General features: G+C 45.7%; 23 protein-coding genes. 22 read left to right on the forward strand and 1 reads right to left on the reverse strand.

Annotated elements, in window-relative coordinates:
* Positions 1-9: 9 nt before the first annotated feature.
* The 12 genes from ICV39_RS00525 to hisD all read left to right on the forward strand — a co-directional run bounded on the left by ICV39_RS00525 (position 10) and on the right by hisD (position 9146).
* Positions 10-858, forward strand: a complete 849-nt coding sequence (locus tag ICV39_RS00525) for an ABC transporter ATP-binding protein (protein ID WP_215389980.1) — start codon at positions 10-12, stop codon at positions 856-858.
* A complete protein-coding gene (mlaE, locus tag ICV39_RS00530; RefSeq protein WP_251372684.1) occupies positions 858-1658 on the forward strand; it encodes a lipid asymmetry maintenance ABC transporter permease subunit MlaE in 801 nt (266 codons plus the stop codon). The genes ICV39_RS00525 and mlaE overlap by 1 nt, the downstream gene beginning before the upstream one ends.
* Before the next feature lie 21 nt (positions 1659-1679).
* Positions 1680-2162 carry an outer membrane lipid asymmetry maintenance protein MlaD gene (gene mlaD, locus ICV39_RS00535; RefSeq protein ID WP_215316721.1) on the forward strand — a complete coding sequence of 161 codons (483 nt, stop codon included), beginning with the start codon at positions 1680-1682 and terminating at the stop codon, positions 2160-2162.
* A gap of 29 nt (positions 2163-2191) precedes the next feature.
* Positions 2192-2920, forward strand: coding sequence for a VacJ family lipoprotein (locus ICV39_RS00540; protein ID WP_251372685.1), 729 nt, complete (start codon positions 2192-2194; stop codon positions 2918-2920).
* Between the two features lie 82 nt (positions 2921-3002).
* Positions 3003-3644 carry a phospholipid-binding protein MlaC gene (locus tag ICV39_RS00545; protein WP_215389983.1) on the forward strand — a complete coding sequence of 214 codons (642 nt, stop codon included), beginning with the start codon at positions 3003-3005 and terminating at the stop codon, positions 3642-3644.
* A gap of 13 nt (positions 3645-3657) precedes the next feature.
* Positions 3658-3915: a lipid asymmetry maintenance protein MlaB gene (locus ICV39_RS00550; RefSeq protein WP_215389984.1), complete on the forward strand. Its 258-nt coding sequence runs from the start codon at positions 3658-3660 to the stop codon at positions 3913-3915.
* 13 nt (positions 3916-3928) lie between these two features.
* On the forward strand, positions 3929-4681 hold the full coding sequence (locus tag ICV39_RS00555; RefSeq protein ID WP_215389985.1) for an ABC transporter ATP-binding protein: 753 nt from the start codon (positions 3929-3931) through the stop codon (positions 4679-4681).
* Positions 4678-5484, forward strand: a complete 807-nt coding sequence (locus tag ICV39_RS00560) for an ABC transporter permease (protein WP_215389986.1) — start codon at positions 4678-4680, stop codon at positions 5482-5484. Before ICV39_RS00555 ends, ICV39_RS00560 begins: the two co-directional genes overlap by 4 nt.
* A gap of 81 nt (positions 5485-5565) precedes the next feature.
* Positions 5566-5814, forward strand: coding sequence for a BolA family protein (locus ICV39_RS00565; RefSeq protein WP_215316732.1), 249 nt, complete (start codon positions 5566-5568; stop codon positions 5812-5814).
* Positions 5815-5865: 51 nt separating this feature from the next.
* The gene (murA, locus tag ICV39_RS00570) at positions 5866-7140 is read left to right on the forward strand and encodes a UDP-N-acetylglucosamine 1-carboxyvinyltransferase (RefSeq protein WP_215389987.1); all 1275 of its coding nucleotides are present in this window, start codon (positions 5866-5868) and stop codon (positions 7138-7140) included.
* A 42-nt stretch (positions 7141-7182) separates the two neighbouring features.
* Positions 7183-7809, forward strand: coding sequence for an ATP phosphoribosyltransferase (hisG, locus tag ICV39_RS00575; protein ID WP_215389988.1), 627 nt, complete (start codon positions 7183-7185; stop codon positions 7807-7809).
* A gap of 14 nt (positions 7810-7823) precedes the next feature.
* Entirely contained in the window at positions 7824-9146 is a 1323-nt protein-coding gene (hisD, locus tag ICV39_RS00580; protein ID WP_215389989.1) for a histidinol dehydrogenase, read from the forward strand.
* A 22-nt stretch (positions 9147-9168) separates the two neighbouring features.
* On the opposite strand, the gene hisC is transcribed toward hisD, so the two are convergent.
* Complete coding sequence (gene hisC, locus ICV39_RS00585) at positions 9169-10236, reverse strand: histidinol-phosphate transaminase (protein ID WP_215389990.1); 1068 nt, start codon at positions 10234-10236, stop codon at positions 9169-9171.
* A 116-nt stretch (positions 10237-10352) separates the two neighbouring features.
* Here hisC and hisB point away from each other — a divergent pair, with 116 nt between their 5' ends.
* The 10 genes from hisB (at position 10353) to tatC (ending at position 16184) form a co-directional block, all read left to right on the forward strand.
* Entirely contained in the window at positions 10353-10940 is a 588-nt protein-coding gene (gene hisB, locus ICV39_RS00590; protein ID WP_173954894.1) for an imidazoleglycerol-phosphate dehydratase HisB, read from the forward strand.
* Between the two features lie 46 nt (positions 10941-10986).
* Positions 10987-11643, forward strand: a complete 657-nt coding sequence (gene hisH / locus ICV39_RS00595; RefSeq protein WP_215389992.1) for an imidazole glycerol phosphate synthase subunit HisH — start codon at positions 10987-10989, stop codon at positions 11641-11643.
* Between the two features lie 28 nt (positions 11644-11671).
* Complete coding sequence (hisA, locus tag ICV39_RS00600) at positions 11672-12433, forward strand: 1-(5-phosphoribosyl)-5-[(5-phosphoribosylamino)methylideneamino]imidazole-4-carboxamide isomerase (protein ID WP_215389993.1); 762 nt, start codon at positions 11672-11674, stop codon at positions 12431-12433.
* Positions 12433-13191: an imidazole glycerol phosphate synthase subunit HisF gene (gene hisF, locus ICV39_RS00605; RefSeq protein WP_215389994.1), complete on the forward strand. Its 759-nt coding sequence runs from the start codon at positions 12433-12435 to the stop codon at positions 13189-13191. The genes hisA and hisF overlap by 1 nt, the downstream gene beginning before the upstream one ends.
* 39 nt (positions 13192-13230) lie before the next feature.
* Positions 13231-13656, forward strand: a complete 426-nt coding sequence (hisI, locus tag ICV39_RS00610; RefSeq protein ID WP_215389995.1) for a phosphoribosyl-AMP cyclohydrolase — start codon at positions 13231-13233, stop codon at positions 13654-13656.
* Positions 13657-13721: 65 nt separating this feature from the next.
* Positions 13722-14123, forward strand: a complete 402-nt coding sequence (locus tag ICV39_RS00615) for a phosphoribosyl-ATP diphosphatase (protein ID WP_215389996.1) — start codon at positions 13722-13724, stop codon at positions 14121-14123.
* A gap of 40 nt (positions 14124-14163) precedes the next feature.
* Complete coding sequence (locus ICV39_RS00620; RefSeq protein ID WP_215389997.1) at positions 14164-14520, forward strand: histidine triad nucleotide-binding protein; 357 nt, start codon at positions 14164-14166, stop codon at positions 14518-14520.
* A 64-nt stretch (positions 14521-14584) separates the two neighbouring features.
* On the forward strand, positions 14585-14806 hold the full coding sequence (gene tatA, locus ICV39_RS00625) for a Sec-independent protein translocase subunit TatA (RefSeq protein ID WP_215389998.1): 222 nt from the start codon (positions 14585-14587) through the stop codon (positions 14804-14806).
* Between the two features lie 64 nt (positions 14807-14870).
* Positions 14871-15347, forward strand: coding sequence for a Sec-independent protein translocase protein TatB (gene tatB / locus ICV39_RS00630; protein WP_215390000.1), 477 nt, complete (start codon positions 14871-14873; stop codon positions 15345-15347).
* Positions 15348-15413: 66 nt separating this feature from the next.
* Positions 15414-16184 (forward strand): twin-arginine translocase subunit TatC, encoded by a 771-nt coding sequence (gene tatC, locus ICV39_RS00635; protein WP_215390001.1) that lies wholly within the window; start codon positions 15414-15416, stop codon positions 16182-16184.
* The last annotated feature ends 1 nt before the right edge of the window (position 16185 follow it).

Here is a 16185-nt window from a genome sequence, read left to right on the forward strand (position 1 = left end):
TGTGGGCATATGAATCGTCATCAACCAAGCGCGCTGGATATTAATAAATCCCTAGGCGAAGTTGTCGTCTCCATTAAAGACGTCGACTTTTCCTACGCGCCTGGTGAGCGACAAATTTTGTCGGGTCTCAATATGGAGTTCCGACGTGGCCAAGTCGTCGCAGTGATGGGCGGTTCCGGCTGCGGTAAAACCACCATTCTGCGTTTAATTGGCGGCCAATTTTCCGCGCAATCTGGACAAGTACTATTTGAAGGCCAAGATATTGGCAGGATGAGCGGCAAGGAATTAATGGCCGCACGTCGTCGCATGGGAATGCTATTTCAGTTCGGCGCTTTATTTACTGACTTAAGTGTTTTTGAAAATGTCGCATTTCCATTGCGTGAACACACCAATTTAAGTGAAGAGCTTTTACGTTCTTTAGTGTTAATGAAGCTGAATGCTGTAGGTTTGCGTGGTGCGCGTGATTTAATGCCATCGCAAATTTCTGGAGGTATGGCTAGACGCGTTGCGCTCGCTAGAGCAATTGCATTAGATCCACCGCTCATCATGTATGACGAGCCCTTTGCGGGTTTAGATCCCATCTCTTTGGGAATCACGGCAAGATTGATTCGGGATTTAAATAGCGCCCTGGGAGCCACGAGTTTATTGGTGACTCACGATGTTGAAGAGACCTTTGAAATTGCGGATTACGTGTATTTCATTGCCAATGGAAAAATTGGTGCGCAAGGCACGCCAGATGAACTGAGTCGATCAACTGATCCTTTTGTAAGGCAGTTTTTGGATGCGGCGCCAGATGGTCCTGTGCCTTTTCATTACCCAGGGCAAAGCTTGGAAGATGATTTTGGGGTGAGGGCTTAATGACTAATTTAATGACTTCGCTTCTGAATTTATTTGGTGACCTTGGATTTTTTATTCGTCGCAATTTAAGTAGCCTTGGCCTCTCTGCGCGAATGTTTGTGGCAGTAATTTGGCGTTCTGGGTTTTTATTAAAAAGACCGCGTTTGGTAATTGATCAAATTTTGTTTGTTGGCAATCACTCGTTTGTGATCATTGCCGTCTCTGGTTTATTTGTTGGCTTTGTTTTGGGGTTGCAGGGTTATTACACCTTGAATCGCTATGGCTCTGAACAGGCGCTCGGTTTATTGGTTGCCCTATCGCTTACTCGAGAATTAGGGCCAGTGATCACTGCTCTCTTGTTTGCTGGTCGCGCTGGAACCTCATTGACTGCAGAAATTGGCTTGATGAAGGCTGGTGAACAATTGAGTGCTATGGAAATGATGGCTGTGGATCCATTAGGCCGCGTCATCGCTCCAAGGCTTTGGGCAGGCATCATTGCCATGCCGATTTTGGCGACGATTTTTACTGCAGTGGGTGTGCTGGGCGGCTATTTTGTCGGGGTTCCATTGATTGGCGTCGATTCTGGAGCTTTTTGGTCTCAGATGCAGGGCGGAGTAGACCTGTTCTCGGACATTGGAAACGGCCTCATTAAGAGTTTGGTTTTTGGTGTGGCGGTGACTTTTATTGCCTTGTATCAAGGCTATGAGGCGAAGCCAACACCTGAGGGTGTTTCACAAGCGACGACTCGCACTGTGGTGATTTCATCTTTATCGGTTTTGGCACTGGACTTCTTGTTAACCGCAATGATGTTCTCGAATTAGAAAGAATAAACTGGGGCTCTCATGAGAAAAAGCGCAATTGATATCTGGGTTGGAATTTTTGTTGCCATTGGTTTGTTGGCTGCATTATTTCTGGCATTGAAGGTTGGCAATATGAATGCTGTGTCGTTTGCGCCGACTTATAAAATTTCTGCGCGCTTTGACAACATCGGCGGCTTAAAACCCCGTGCGCCTGTTAAGAGTGCGGGCGTGGTTGTTGGTCGTATCGCTAATATTTCATTCGACGATAAGACCTATCAAGCAACGGTTGTCATGACAATTGAAGATGCTTATAAGTTTCCGAAAGATTCTTCTGCCAAGATTTTGACTTCAGGTCTCTTGGGAGAACAGTACATTGGCCTTGAGGCTGGCGGTTCGGATGATATGTTGGCTAATGGTGAAAAAATTACCCAAACTCAATCTGCCATCGTTCTGGAAAGCTTAATCAGTCAGTTCTTGTACAACAAGGCAGCTGATAGCGGTCAAGAAAAAAGCGCGGCTAAATAATGTTTTCAGTAGTGGCTCTGATTAACAAGATGAAACGTTTTCTCTTGCTTTGCATGGCTACGGTGCTGGTTGGTTGCGCTTCTATTCCTGCTGGAGTGGAGCCTTCCCCCCAAGATCCTTGGGAATCATTCAATCGTTCTGTGTTTGAATTTAATGAGGGCTTAGATGCCTATTTACTAAAGCCTGTTGTTGCTGGGTATCGATTTGTATTGCCCGAGTTTGTGCGTGAGGGCATTTATAACTTCTTTAGTAACTACAACGATATTTACACAGCGTTGTTTAATCTACTGCAAGGCAAACCAGACTACGCTTTTAATGACTTTATGCGAGTTGCTGTGAATACCACAATGGGGCTTGGTGGTTTATTGGATCTAGCCACTCCCGGCGGTCTTGAAAAGCACAAAGAGGATTGGGGTCAAACGCTAGGTGTATGGGGTGTTCCTGCAGGCCCATATGTAGTCCTTCCTTTCTTTGGTCCGAGCAATGTGCGCGACACCTTCGGCACCGTTGCTGACCTAGAGTCTGATTATCTGTTTAGGTTGCTTCCAAACGTCGCTTTACGTAACAGCATCACGGGATTGCGTGTTGTGAATGCCCGAAATACCTATTACGAGGCGGGTGATTTATTGGATGGCGCTGCAATTGATAAGTACAGTTTTATGCGGGATGCTTATATTCAGAGGCGCCAGTATCAGATCAACGAAGGTCGTGATGATGAAGAGCCTCAAATGCCTGTTTATGAAAATCCATATGAATAAGCATATGGCTTAAGGGTCTAAAATAAGCCCTAACTAAGTAACAAACAAAGTAACAAACTAAGTGAGTTGAAAGACAGTCCTAATGAAAAACATCAAACCAGCATCATTATTTTTTGCGTTTAGCATGTTTTTGTTTGCAGGACTGTCTCATGCACAGACTCCTGATGCAGCAACACCTCCTGATGCCCTCATTAAGATGGTCGTGACCGATGTGATGGCTTCGGTAAAGGCTGATCCCGAGATTCAAAAGGGCAGCATTCCAAAGATTGTTGATTTAGTGGAAAAGAAAATTGTTCCCTATACCGATATGCGCCGTACAACCGAGATGGCAATGGGCCCTAATTGGAAAAAGGCAAGTGCAGAACAACAAGCGCAACTGACTTCAGAATTTAAAAACTTATTGATCCGAACTTATTCAGGCGCTTTAAGTCAGTTGCGTGATCAGACTGTGCAATTTAAGGCTCTTCGCGCTGCGCCAGATGATAAAGAAGTAGTTGTAAAAACCGTTGTTCTCGGCCGTGGCGACCCAGTGCCTTTGGATTACCGTCTAGAGAAGACGGATAAAGGCTGGAAGGTTTATGACATGAATATTATGGGTGTCTGGTTAGTTGAGGCATACCGCAATCAATTCGCTAACCAGATTAGCCAGAATGGCATTGAAGGCCTTGTGAAATTTTTACAAGATCGCAATAAACAGCTAGCAAGCGCTAAACCTACAAACTAAAGATATTCAGCAAATGGCTTTTTCCTTGCCTGCTTCCGTAACGCAAGAAACTGCAACACAGTTGGAGACTGAGGGCTTACGTAATCTCGCCAGTCTAAGTTCTATTGATTGCTCTCAGTTAAAGGATTTTGATTCGACAGTATTAGCAGTACTCTTGGCTTGGCGAAAAAAGTTACAAGAAAACCAGCAATTCTTGTTTATTGAGCATGCCCCAGAAAAACTCAAAGTATTGGCCAAGGTGTATGGCGTTTCCACTTTGCTAGGTTTCTAAATAAAACAGAAGCATGCACTCAGCAATTTCGATTCAGCATATTTCAAAACAATATGGGGCTTTACAGGCACTCAATGATGTTTCGTTGAATATTGAGCCTGGCGAGTTTTTTGGCCTCTTAGGCCCAAATGGCGCTGGTAAGACTACTTTGATCTCTATATTGGCGGGCTTGGTCAAGGCCGATAAGGGTCATGCATCTATCTTGGGCGCCGATGTTCAGAAATCCTTTCGTGATGCGCGCCGGATGCTCGGTGTAGTTCCGCAGGAGTTGGTTTTCGATCCTTTCTTTACCGTTCGTGAAACCTTGCGTTTTCAATCGGGTTACTTTGGTATTCGGAATAACGATGCTTGGATTGATGAGATCATGGCCAACCTCGATCTCACTGGCAAGGCTGACAGCAATATGCGTGCTTTATCGGGCGGCATGAAGCGGCGAGTTCTAGTGGCTCAGGCATTAGTACATCGTCCGCCAGTCATCATCTTGGACGAGCCGACTGCAGGTGTCGATGTGGAGTTACGTCAATCTCTGTGGCAATTTATCAGCAGACTAAATCAAGATGGCCACACGATTGTTCTGACGACGCACTATTTAGAAGAAGCCGAGGCGCTTTGTCAGCGCATTGCCATGCTCAAGCAGGGCGAGATTGTGGCGCTAGATACCACTGCAAATTTATTAACGCGTTATGGTTCAGCTAAAAAAGATGGTGAGGGCAAAACAGATCTCGAAGATGTTTTTGTAAACATTATGTCGGGAACGGCTCAATGACTATAGTGAATAAAGCAGCTCAAGCCCTCAATAAGCCGGAATTAGAGTATGGCAGTGGCTTTCCGACTTTATTGTGTAAGGAAGTGAAGCGCTTTTATAAGGTGGCGTTTCAGACGGTTGCCGCGCCAGTATTGACTGCCATTTTGTACCTCATGATTTTTGGTCATGTGCTTGAGGGTAAAGAGGTCTATGGGCGTTTAAGCTATACCGCTTTTTTGATTCCTGGCTTAGTCATGATGAGTGTGTTGCAAAACGCATTTGCAAATACCTCTTCTTCTCTCATTCAGTCAAAAATAACGGGAAACCTTGTCTTTGTTTTGTTGGCCCCTCTCAGTCACCTTGAGTTTTATACGGCCTATATATTGGCGGCAGTTTTTCGGGGAATTGTTGTGGGCTTGGGCGTATTGTTGATCACACTTTGGTTTGATATCCCCACGCTTGAATACCCATTATGGATTTTGATATTCGCATTTTTGGGCGCTGCCATCTTGGGTAGTCTTGGATTAATTGCCGGAATTTTGGCTGATAAATTTGATCAATTAGCTGCATTTCAGAACTTCATCATCATGCCGGCAACAATGCTGTCTGGAGTGTTCTATTCCATCCATTCTTTGCCGGCTGCTTGGCAGGCGGTTTCGCATTTCAACCCCTTCTTTTATATGATCGATGGCTTTCGTTTTGGGTTTTTCGGGATTTCGGACGTATCCCCCTGGAGCAGTTTAGCTATTGTGTTTTGTTTCTTTGTGGCGGTTTCAGCGATTGCTTTGCGACTATTGCAAAAAGGCTATAAGTTACGCAATTAGTTGCGTCATTAACTGCGCCATTAATATTGGTTGATTGTTTGGTCGTATTCGTCGTATGTAATGTTTTATTAGGAGAGAAGTATGTTGCCAACCCCAGAACAAATTGAGGGTTATATCAAGCAAGGCATTCAATGCACTCATATTCAGGTTGAGGGCGATGGGCAGCATTTTTTTGCAACCATTGTGAGTCCAGAGTTTGATGGCAAGCGTCTCGTGCAGCGTCATCAGCTGGTATATGCAGCAATGGGTGATCGCATGAAGGCTGAAGTGCATGCACTATCAATAAAAGCATTCACTCCAGAAGAGTTTGCGCAAAATCCCTCGGCATAACAATCAAGCTTAAATAAGCAAACTCAATAAAGTTTTTACTGGAATCATTTAATGGATAAATTACGGATGGTAGGCGGGACTCCGCTGAAGGGCGAAGTCAAAATTGCCGGGGCTAAGAATGCCGCCTTACCCATTTTGTGTGCTTGTTTATTAACGGATCAGCCAGTTACATTGCGCAATGTTCCAGACCTTCAGGATGTGCGCACAATGCTGAAATTACTTCAGGAAATTGGTGTAGTTATTAGTTTTCCTGATGCAAAAGATCGTAGTCATGTTGTCTTGAATGCGGCAGTGATTAAAAGCTCTGAGGCAACATATGAGATGGTAAAAACCATGCGCGCCTCTATCTTGGTCTTGGGCCCATTGCTCGCCAGAATGCATAGCGCAAAGGTTTCTCTGCCAGGCGGTTGCGCTATTGGTGCACGCCCTGTAGATCAGCATATCAAGGGCTTAAAAGCTATGGGTGCCAGTATCAAAATTAAGAGTGGCTACATTCAGGCAGAAACAAAGCCCCCAACTGATCGTCTCAAGGGCGCATCCATTTTGACTGACATGATCACAGTGACGGGCACTGAGAATTTATTGATGGCTGCGACTTTGGCCTCAGGCACTACGATTTTGGAAAATGCGGCGCGGGAACCGGAAGTTGGCGATCTTGCTGAATTGCTCGTCAAGATGGGCGCAAAAATCTCGGGCATCGGAAGTGATCGCTTAGTGATTGAAGGCGTGGAAAAATTACATGGTGCTGATCACTCTGTTATTCCCGATCGTATTGAAGCAGGCACTTTCTTGTGTGCAGTTGCTGCAGCAGGTGGCGAAGTCCTCGTGAAGGACTGTCGCCCTGATACTTTAGATGCTGTAATTGTGAAGCTGAAAGAGGCTGGCTTGCAAATGGAAGTCGGTCCAGATTGGATTAAAGCTTCTATGCAGACCCGCCCAAAAGCGGTGAGTTTTCGCACTTCTGAATACCCTGCGTTTCCAACCGATATGCAGGCTCAGTTAATGGCTGTGAATGCCGTAGCGAATGGCAACTCAACCATTACCGAGACAATTTTTGAAAACCGTTTTATGCACGTGCAAGAACTCAATCGTTTGGGTGCGGATATTGCGATTGAGGGTAATACAGCGATTGCCCAGGGGGTAGAAAAACTCTCAGGTGCGATTGTGATGGCAACCGATCTACGCGCATCAGCCAGTTTGGTCATCGCAGGGCTTGCCGCTCAAGGCGAGACCCAAGTTGACCGGATTTATCACCTAGATCGTGGCTATGACCGCATGGAGCAGAAGTTAACCCTTCTGGGCGCCAAGATTGAGCGGGTTAAGTAAGGGTTGCGTAAGTCAATTGCTTAACTAAGAGATAATTAAGTCATGAAATTGACTTTAGCCCTCTCAAAAGGACGTATCTTCGAAGAGACCGCAGAGATCCTATCTAAGGTTGGCATAGTGCCAAAAGAGGATCCTGAAAAGTCTCGCAAACTCATTATCGAGACATCCAATCCTGATGTGCGTTTAATTATTGTGCGCGCATCTGATGTCCCCACTTATGTGCAATTTGGCGGCGCTGATTTTGGTGTGGCTGGCTTAGACGTTCTGATGGAAAAAGGCACTGATGGTTTATATGTGCCTTTTGACTTAAACATCGCAAAGTGTCGTATGTCTGTTGCGGTACGTGATGGCTTTGACTACGCCGCTGTGGTAAAGCAAGGCTCACGCCTGAAAGTAGCAACCAAGTACGTCAATTGCGCGCGTGATCACTTTGCTAACAAGGGTGTGCATATCGATACCATTCAGCTGTATGGCTCTATGGAACTTGCGCCATTGGTTGGTTTGGCTGACGCGATTGTTGACCTTGTTTCCACAGGAAATACCTTAAAGGCAAATGGTTTGGTTGAAGTCGAGCCAATTGCGAATATCAGTGCTCGCTTGGTAGTAAATCAAGCCTCCTATAAGCGTAAGCGGGCTCAGTTACAACCCATTTTTGATTTGCTGAAATAAATCAATACAGATCAATGTCATCCCAAGTTCAGGTTAAGCGACTCAACAGTGGAGATGCAGGTTTTAGAGAAACCCTGCTCTCCAGCCTTTCTTTACCAACGGCAGATGATGTAGCCATAGATGCTGCAGTGGTCAAAATTTTGTCAGCTGTAAAAGGGAAGGGCGATACTGCGGTTCTAGAATTTACAAAGCAATTTGATCGACTTAATGTTTCCAGTGTTTCTGAGCTTGAGATACCTCGTCAGGATCTAGAGAGGGCCTATAAAGACTTAACGGCCAAGCAAAAAAATGCTTTAGATATTGCAGCGAAGCGAGTCCGTGCTTATCACGAGCGTCAGAAAATTGAGGCTGGTTGCCATTCATGGGAATACGAAGAGGTTGATGGGACCAAGCTTGGTCAAAAAGTAACTCCATTAGACCGCGTCGGGATTTATGTTCCCGGAGGTAAGGCTGCATATCCATCATCTGTATTAATGAATGCAATCCCAGCGAAGGTGGCTGGCGTTACTGAAGTCATCATGGTGGTGCCGACGCCTGATGGCGCACGTAATCCTTTGGTATTGGCGGCTGCCTATCTAGCTGGTGTTGATCGGGTGTTTACGATTGGCGGAGCTCAAGCAGTTGCTGCTTTGGCATACGGTACACAGACCATCCCATCAGTCGATAAGATTGTGGGTCCAGGTAATGCCTACGTTGCTGCTGCTAAGCGTAGAGTATTTGGTACGGTTGGCATCGATATGATTGCTGGTCCATCAGAGATTTTGGTTTTATGTGATGGGTCTACCAACCCTGACTGGGTTACCATGGATCTCTTCTCTCAAGCAGAGCATGATGAGCAAGCACAATCGATTTTGTTATGCCCTGATGCGACTTTTATTGAACAAGTGCAAGCGAGCATTAATCGACTATTGCCAGAAATGCCAAGAGCTAAGGTGATTACCGCGTCATTAACAAATCGTGCTTTACTAATTCAGGTAAAGGATATGGCAGAGGCATGTGACATTGCTAATGCGATTGCTGCTGAACATTTAGAGATTTGCGCCGTTGAGCCACGTCAGTGGGCTGAGAAAATTCGTCATGCCGGTGCGATTTTTATGGGTAACTACACTAGTGAATCCTTAGGGGATTACTGTGCAGGCCCAAATCACGTTTTGCCAACAGCTCGAACCGCTCGTTTTTCTTCTCCACTGGGCGTATATGACTTCATTAAGCGCTCAAGCATGATTGAGGTGAGTGAGGCTGGCGCACAAAGCTTAGGTCGAGTAGCGAGCACGCTTGCTCACGGAGAGGGCCTGCAAGCGCACGCACGCGCAGCTGAGATGCGTCTCAAGCAATAAACGCGCAAATAAAGACAAAAAATTAGTCGAGAATTTCTTTTAAGGCGGCGACTAGTTCGCCGCTTTGTTCATCGGTGCCAATCGTAATACGTAAAAACTCTTCAATGCGAGGTGATTTGAAGTGGCGCACGATAATGCCGCGATCCCTTAGTGCCTGATATAGCTTGGCACCCGAATGATTTGGATGACGCGTGAAAATAAAGTTTGCAGTAGAAGGAAGCGTGTTAAAGCCTAACTGATTTAACTGCTCAATCAATTGAGCTCGAGTCTGAATTACTTTCGCACTCGTTGCTTCAAGGTGCGCTTGATCTTCGATTGCGGCAATTGCCCCGGCTTGTGCCAAGCGGCCTAAAGGGTAGGAGTTAAAGCTATTCTTGACGCGTTCAAGACCTTCGATGAGATCGGGATGCCCCAGTGCAAAACCTATTCTTAGACCTGCCAGCGCCCTTGATTTAGATAGGGTGTGAACAACGAGTAGATTTTCTGGGCAGTTGGCGCCACGTAATAGTGGAATACAGGACTCTGTTCCGTAATCGACATAGGCTTCATCGATCACTAAAACGGAGTCTTTGTTCTGAGAAAGTAATTTTTCAATTTCTGAGCGAGCAACAGATCTGCCAGTTGGCGCATTGGGGTTAGGAAAAATGATTCCGCCGTTTGGGATCACATAGTCATTAAGATTGATTTCAAAATCATTGCCCAATGGAATGGTTTTGTATTCGATGTCAAAGAGCTTGCAGTAGACCGGGTAAAAACTATAAGTAATGTCAGGGAAATGAATTGGCTTACTTTGTTTTAGTAGTCCTGCAAAAACGTGAGCCAATACCTCATCAGAACCATTGCCCAAAAACACCTGGTTTGGATTGAGGCCATGCAATTTAGCAATCGTTTGCTTTAAGGCTTTTCCTTCTGGATCTGGGTAGAGCCGTAAATCATCAGTGGTTTGCTGGTTAATGGCTGCAAGAGCCTTGGGAGATGGCCCGTAAGGACTCTCATTGGTATTGAGCTTGACCAGTCGCTGCATTTGCGGTTGTTCCCCTGGAATATAAGGGGTCAGACTTCTGACAACGGGGCTCCAAAAACGGCTCATGAGGCTACTCGGGTTAAATATAGGTAAGAAAGTGAAATCATTTCAGCATTTATAACTCTGCTAGGAATGATATTATGAGGCTTCAATCAACACTTCGCCTCGCGGCGTAAAGAAGCATGCGGCAAGCCGACGTAACCCGAAACACTTCGGAAACCAAAATTCAAATTTCCATCAATTTAGATGGTACTGGTAAGGCTGAGCTTGCCTCAGGCGTACCTTTCTTGGATCACATGTTGGATCAAATCGCACGTCACGGCATGATTGACCTCAAAGTAGTGGCCCAAGGCGATACCCATATCGATGATCACCACACCGTCGAGGATGTGGGTATTACATTGGGTCAGGCCTTTGCAAAAGCAGTAGGCGATAAAGCAGGTATCACTCGTTACGGACATTCCTATGTGCCGTTGGATGAGACATTGTCACGCGTAGTGATTGACTTTTCTGGTCGTCCAGGCTTGGAATTTAATGTGCCCTTTACACGTGCGCGTGTAGGTGACTTTGATGTTGACCTCAGTATTGAGTTCTTTCGTGGTTTTGTGAATCACGCGGGAGTGACATTGCACATTGATAACTTGCGTGGCATCAATGCTCACCACCAAATTGAAACAGTCTTCAAAGCCTTTGGCCGTGCCTTACGTATGGCTCTAGCGATAGACCCACGCGCTTCTGGTGCAGTTCCTTCAACTAAGGGAAGCCTTTAACTCGATTTTTGCTTCTTCTTAGAACAGTGCAAAAGATAGGCTAATTTTGGCGCAAACCATTGCGATCGTTGACTACGGGATGGGTAACCTTCGTTCCGTGTATCAGGCATTCCATCATGTGGCTCCGGATGAAAATGTATTGATCGCTCGTAAGCCAGAGGAAATTCGTAGCGCTGATCGTGTGGTCTTGCCGGGCCAAGGAGCCATGCCAGATTGCATGAAGCATCTTGAAGAGTCTGGGCTTTTAGAGGCATTGTTAGAGGCATCGAAAGGCAAGCCATTATTGGGTGTTTGTGTAGGCGAGCAAATGCTCTTAGATAAGAGTGCTGAGGTGCGTCCCGGTGATCAATGGACGGCTTGCCTGGGGCTGATACCGGGGGAAGTGCGCCGCTTTGAATTGGCTGGCAAAAAACAGGCCGATGGCTCTGCTTACAAAGTTCCCCATATGGGCTGGAATCAAGTGCGACAGGATCGCCAGCATCCTATTTGGAAGGGAATTCCAGATCTAAGCAGTTTTTATTTTGTACATAGCTACTATGTTGTCCCCAAACGCACCGAAGATATCGTTGGCTCTACTGAATATGGCGATTGGTTTACTTCTGCTGTGGCAAGGGATAATATTTTTGCAACACAATTTCATCCAGAAAAAAGCGCAGAATACGGATTAAAGCTGTATCAAAATTTTGTTCATTGGCAACCCTAATTACCTAATTATTTTTTAGCGTCTTACTATGCTACTCATTCCTGCAATTGATCTTAAAGATGGGCACTGTGTTCGATTGGAACAAGGTGACATGGATAAGGCCACCGTGTTCTCTGAAGATCCTGGTGCAATGGCCGCACACTGGATTAGTAAGGGCGCACGCCGTTTACATTTGGTTGATCTCAACGGAGCTTTCGCTGGCAAGTTAAAAAATGAGTCAGCAATTAAATCTATTCTGAAGGCAGTTGGTGACGAGATTCCAGTGCAGCTTGGCGGCGGCATTCGTGATCTTGAGACGATTGAGCGTTTATTGGATGACGGTATTAGCACTGTGATCATCGGTACTGCTGCAGTGAAAAATCCAGGCTTTGTACAGGATGCTTGCACTGCATTTCCAGGGCATGTCATGGTGGGCTTGGATGCCCGTGATGGCAAGGTAGCCACGGATGGCTGGAGCAAGATTACTGGCCATGAAGTAATTGACCTTGCTAAGAAGTTTGAAGACTGGGGTGTTGAGGCAATCATTTATACCGATATTGGTCGGGACGGCATGCTTAAGGGCGTCAACGTTGATGCTACGATCAAACTGGCTCAAGCAATTCGCATTCCAGTGATTGCGAGCGGGGGCCTCTCTAACAACCAAGATATTGAGGCGCTATGTAAGGCCGAAGAAGAGGGTGTCATGGGGGTGATTGCTGGCCGCTCAATTTATTCAGGCGATTTAGATTTGGCAGCGGCTCAAAAATACGCTGATGAACTAACGCTGAAGTACGCAAAGAAAATTATCTAGTGTTAACTAAACGAATTATTCCTTGTCTTGATGTAACAGCAGGAAGAGTTGTTAAAGGTGTCAATTTTGTGGGTCTGCGTGATGCTGGTGATCCTGTAGAAATCGCCAAGCGCTACGACACGCAAGGCGCTGATGAGCTGACTTTTCTTGATATCACTGCAACATCTGATGGTCGCGACTTAATTCTGCACATCATTGAAGATGTCGCCTCGCAAGTCTTTATTCCCTTAACGGTTGGTGGTGGCGTTCGCGCTGTCGCCGATGTGCGTCGTCTGCTCAATGCTGGCGCCGATAAAGTGAGTATGAATTCCTCTGCAGTAGCTAATCCCGATTTGGTGTCTGATGCCGCTGCTTATTACGGTTCGCAGTGCATTGTTGTTGCGATTGATGCCAAGCAGACAGATGCTGGCAACTGGGAAGTATTTACTCATGGTGGCAGATCGGCTACTGGTATTGATGTAGTAGCTTGGGCTACCGAAGTAGCGAAACGTGGTGCTGGTGAAATTCTATTAACTAGTATGAATCGCGATGGCAGTAAAGATGGCTTTGATCTTGCTTTAACTGCAGCAGTGAGTGATGCAGTGTCTGTGCCCGTGATCGCCTCTGGTGGGGTAGGTAATCTGCAGCATTTGGTCGACGGCATTACCAAGGGTCATGCCGATGCGGTTTTAGCTGCCAGCATTTTTCACTATGGTGAATATACCGTTGGGCAAGCAAAAGAATATATCGCTGCCCAAGGAATCCCCGTTCGCATCTAGATGGCACTCACAGGGTGCGTTTCACGGTAAAGTTGAGGTATGACGCAATCCCAAAATAAGCCTAAGAGTACATTTACCCCTGTTCAATCACTTCAGGCAGGTCCATGGCTTGACGCAGTGAGCTGGAATGAGCAAGGCTTGGTACCCGTCATTGCGCAAGAGTTCGGCAGTAATGACATTTTGATGATGGCTTGGATGAATCGTGATGCCTTGTTGGCAACCTTACGATTGGGCGAGGCTGTGTATTGGACACGTTCACGTCAAAAGCTTTGGCATAAGGGTGAAGAGTCAGGCCATACTCAAAAAGTGAAAGAAATTCGTCTGGATTGTGATGGAGATACCATTTTGCTGATTGTGGAGCAAAAAGATGGGATTGCTTGCCATACGGGTGAACATAGCTGTTTCTTTCAGCAATGGGATTCAAGTAAAGCCGCCTGGGTAGATAAATCCAGCAAAAGCAAGTGATAGGTAAAGCAATGGGCATTTAGTAGTTAGCCCAGACCTTTCAACAAAAGACATAAAATAAGCCCATGAGCAGCTCAGTGAATAAACCTTCTAATTTGGATTCCGCATTAGCGCATTTAGCTGATGTGGTTGATCAACGCCGAGATGCTTTCAAGGCTGGGAATGCCGACCCAAAGACTTCTTACACCGCTTTGCTTTTCTCAAAAGGTGATGACGGTATTCTGAAAAAGATTGGCGAGGAAGCTACCGAAGCGGTCATGGCCGCTAAAGATGTGCGCTCTTCCAATTTTGCTTCGGATCAGAAAAAATTATTGGTTGGTGAAATGGCGGATCTTTGGTTTCACTGTTTGATCGCGCTTTCTCAATTTGATTTGCGTCCCGAAGATGTAATTGCTGAATTAGATCGCCGTTTGGGAACATCTGGTATTGAAGAAAAAGCTGCCAGAAAAGCTGCTAACAAAGAGTAGTCAAAAAGAGTAATCAACGTCAGCCACAAAGAACAACAGCATGAGTCACGATCCTAATTGCTTGTTTTGCAAAATATCGCAAGGCTTAATACCTTCCTCCAAAGTTTATGAGGATGAAGAAATTTATGCCTTCAAAGACATCCATCCTGCAGCACCAGTACATTTTTTAATCATTCCTAAGAAGCATATTCCCATGTTGGAGTCAGCGGAAAGCGCAGATGCCCCTTTGCTGGGTAGAATGATGGAATTAGCACCTCGTCTCGCCAAAGAACAGGGTTGCCGTCCCGGAAAAGATGGTGGCTTTAGATTAATGGTGAATAACGGTGCTGATGGTGGGCAGGAGGTTTATCACTTGCATTTGCATGTGATGGGCGGACCCCGCCCCTGGAAAAAGTAAGGCATGCAAGCAATACAAGTAAGAAACTTAAGTAAGAAATTAAGGTATTCCAAGGAGATTCAAAATGGGTTCATTTAGCATTTGGCATTGGTTAATTGTTTTAGTGATTGTGATGATGGTCTTTGGTACCAAGAAATTACGCAATATTGGCCAAGATTTAGGCGGTGCTGTCAAAGGATTCAAAGAAGGCATGAAGTCTGGTGAAGAGACAAAAGAGCAGATTACGCAAAGTGCTGGCACTGCGGATAAAACCGTTGACGTCCAAGCTAAAGACGTAAATAAGTAATTCCTAGCGGCATATCAGCACACTGCATTATTTGAAACTCCTATAGTCTTGATGATTGCGATAAATGATTGATTTAGGAGTTTCAAAACTTGCGCTGATAGCGGTTGTTGCTCTAGTAGTAGTTGGCCCTGAACGTTTGCCAAAAGTGGCGCGGATGGCTGGCAATCTTTTTGGGCGTGCTCAGCGTTACATGGCAGACGTGAAGTCTGAAGTCAATCGACAAATGGAGATGGAGGAATTTAAAAAATTCCGCGAAGAGAGCGCTTCTGTTTTAAAAGAAGTCGAGAACAGTATCCACTCAGTTGCTAATGAGGCAAGCGCAAACCTAACTGATCAGGCAGACATCTTCGAAGCTAGCTTTGAAAAGCCTCCGCTCGATGAAAAAGAGGTTCTTCGCAAAACGAAGCGACAAGGCCGCAATAGCTGGGGCGTCAGGCGTGCCGTAAGACCAGTTTGGTTTAAGCGTAGTTCCGGTATTCGTACTCGAGTGCAGTCGGGCGCTGCCAGAATGAAGCGCTTTCATCACAGTGTGGGTAAGTAATAAAAGCGGCAGACAGAACCAACATAAATATCCATTAAAAACCATAAAAAAGTAGAAGACAGCTACATGACTGATAACAACGCAACTGAAGATTCTGGAATTCAGGAATCTTTCCTATCGCATCTCTTTGAGTTGCGTGATCGCGTAGTGAAGTCCGCTTTGGCAATCATCGTTGTCTTTGTTTGCTTGGTCTATTGGGCCCCGGATATTTTTCATCTCTTTGCCCGGCCCTTACTTCAAGCGTTGCCGGCTGGTGGAAAAATGATTGTTACTGATGTAACGGGATCTTTCTTTGTGCCAATGAAGGTAACGATGCTGGTAGCATTTTTGATTGCCTTGCCTGTCGTGATGTATCAGTTATGGGCTTTTATTGCGCCAGGTCTTTATTTGCATGAGCGCAAACTCATTTTGCCTTTGGTAGTGAGCAGCTACACCCTCTTCATTATTGGTATGGCGTTTGCTTACTTCTTAGTCTTCCCAACAGTTTTCAAGTTCATGGCTAGCTATAACGCTCCACTGGGTGCGGAGATGACTACCGACATTGATAACTACCTAAGTTTTGCGATGACCACTTTCTTGGCTTTTGGCATTACTTTTGAAGTTCCAGTCGTCGTGGTAGTTCTGGTGCGTATGGGCATGGTGTCATTAGCAAAGCTAAAAGAAATCCGTCCATATGTGATTGTTGGTGCTTTTGTTATTTCAGCTGTCGTCACTCCACCAGACGTGCTATCTCAATTACTATTGGCTGTGCCAATGACCTTGTTATACGAGTTAGGTTTGCTTGTGGCTAGGTTATATGTACCCAAATCAAGCGAAGACTTTGAGGCGACAACTTAAA

It is taken from the genome of Polynucleobacter sp. MWH-UH25E (assembly GCF_018687095.1).
GTDB lineage: Bacteria > Pseudomonadota > Gammaproteobacteria > Burkholderiales > Burkholderiaceae > Polynucleobacter.

Coding starts and splice junctions, on each gene's coding strand:
- ICV39_RS00525 (WP_215389980.1), top strand. CDS start 10: ATGAATCGTCATCAACCAAGCGCGCTGGATATTAATAAATCCCTAGGC.
- mlaE (WP_251372684.1), top strand. CDS start 858: ATGACTAATTTAATGACTTCGCTTCTGAATTTATTTGGTGACCTTGGA.
- mlaD (WP_215316721.1), top strand. CDS start 1,680: ATGAGAAAAAGCGCAATTGATATCTGGGTTGGAATTTTTGTTGCCATT.
- ICV39_RS00540 (WP_251372685.1), top strand. CDS start 2,192: ATGAAACGTTTTCTCTTGCTTTGCATGGCTACGGTGCTGGTTGGTTGC.
- ICV39_RS00545 (WP_215389983.1), top strand. CDS start 3,003: ATGAAAAACATCAAACCAGCATCATTATTTTTTGCGTTTAGCATGTTT.
- ICV39_RS00550 (WP_215389984.1), top strand. CDS start 3,658: ATGGCTTTTTCCTTGCCTGCTTCCGTAACGCAAGAAACTGCAACACAG.
- ICV39_RS00555 (WP_215389985.1), top strand. CDS start 3,929: ATGCACTCAGCAATTTCGATTCAGCATATTTCAAAACAATATGGGGCT.
- ICV39_RS00560 (WP_215389986.1), top strand. CDS start 4,678: ATGACTATAGTGAATAAAGCAGCTCAAGCCCTCAATAAGCCGGAATTA.
- ICV39_RS00565 (WP_215316732.1), top strand. CDS start 5,566: ATGTTGCCAACCCCAGAACAAATTGAGGGTTATATCAAGCAAGGCATT.
- murA (WP_215389987.1), top strand. CDS start 5,866: ATGGATAAATTACGGATGGTAGGCGGGACTCCGCTGAAGGGCGAAGTC.
- hisG (WP_215389988.1), top strand. CDS start 7,183: ATGAAATTGACTTTAGCCCTCTCAAAAGGACGTATCTTCGAAGAGACC.
- hisD (WP_215389989.1), top strand. CDS start 7,824: ATGTCATCCCAAGTTCAGGTTAAGCGACTCAACAGTGGAGATGCAGGT.
- hisC (WP_215389990.1), bottom strand. CDS start 10,236: ATGAGCCGTTTTTGGAGCCCCGTTGTCAGAAGTCTGACCCCTTATATT.
- hisB (WP_173954894.1), top strand. CDS start 10,353: ATGCGGCAAGCCGACGTAACCCGAAACACTTCGGAAACCAAAATTCAA.
- hisA (WP_215389993.1), top strand. CDS start 11,672: ATGCTACTCATTCCTGCAATTGATCTTAAAGATGGGCACTGTGTTCGA.
- hisI (WP_215389995.1), top strand. CDS start 13,231: ATGACGCAATCCCAAAATAAGCCTAAGAGTACATTTACCCCTGTTCAA.
- ICV39_RS00615 (WP_215389996.1), top strand. CDS start 13,722: ATGAGCAGCTCAGTGAATAAACCTTCTAATTTGGATTCCGCATTAGCG.
- ICV39_RS00620 (WP_215389997.1), top strand. CDS start 14,164: ATGAGTCACGATCCTAATTGCTTGTTTTGCAAAATATCGCAAGGCTTA.
- tatA (WP_215389998.1), top strand. CDS start 14,585: ATGGGTTCATTTAGCATTTGGCATTGGTTAATTGTTTTAGTGATTGTG.
- tatB (WP_215390000.1), top strand. CDS start 14,871: ATGATTGATTTAGGAGTTTCAAAACTTGCGCTGATAGCGGTTGTTGCT.
- tatC (WP_215390001.1), top strand. CDS start 15,414: ATGACTGATAACAACGCAACTGAAGATTCTGGAATTCAGGAATCTTTC.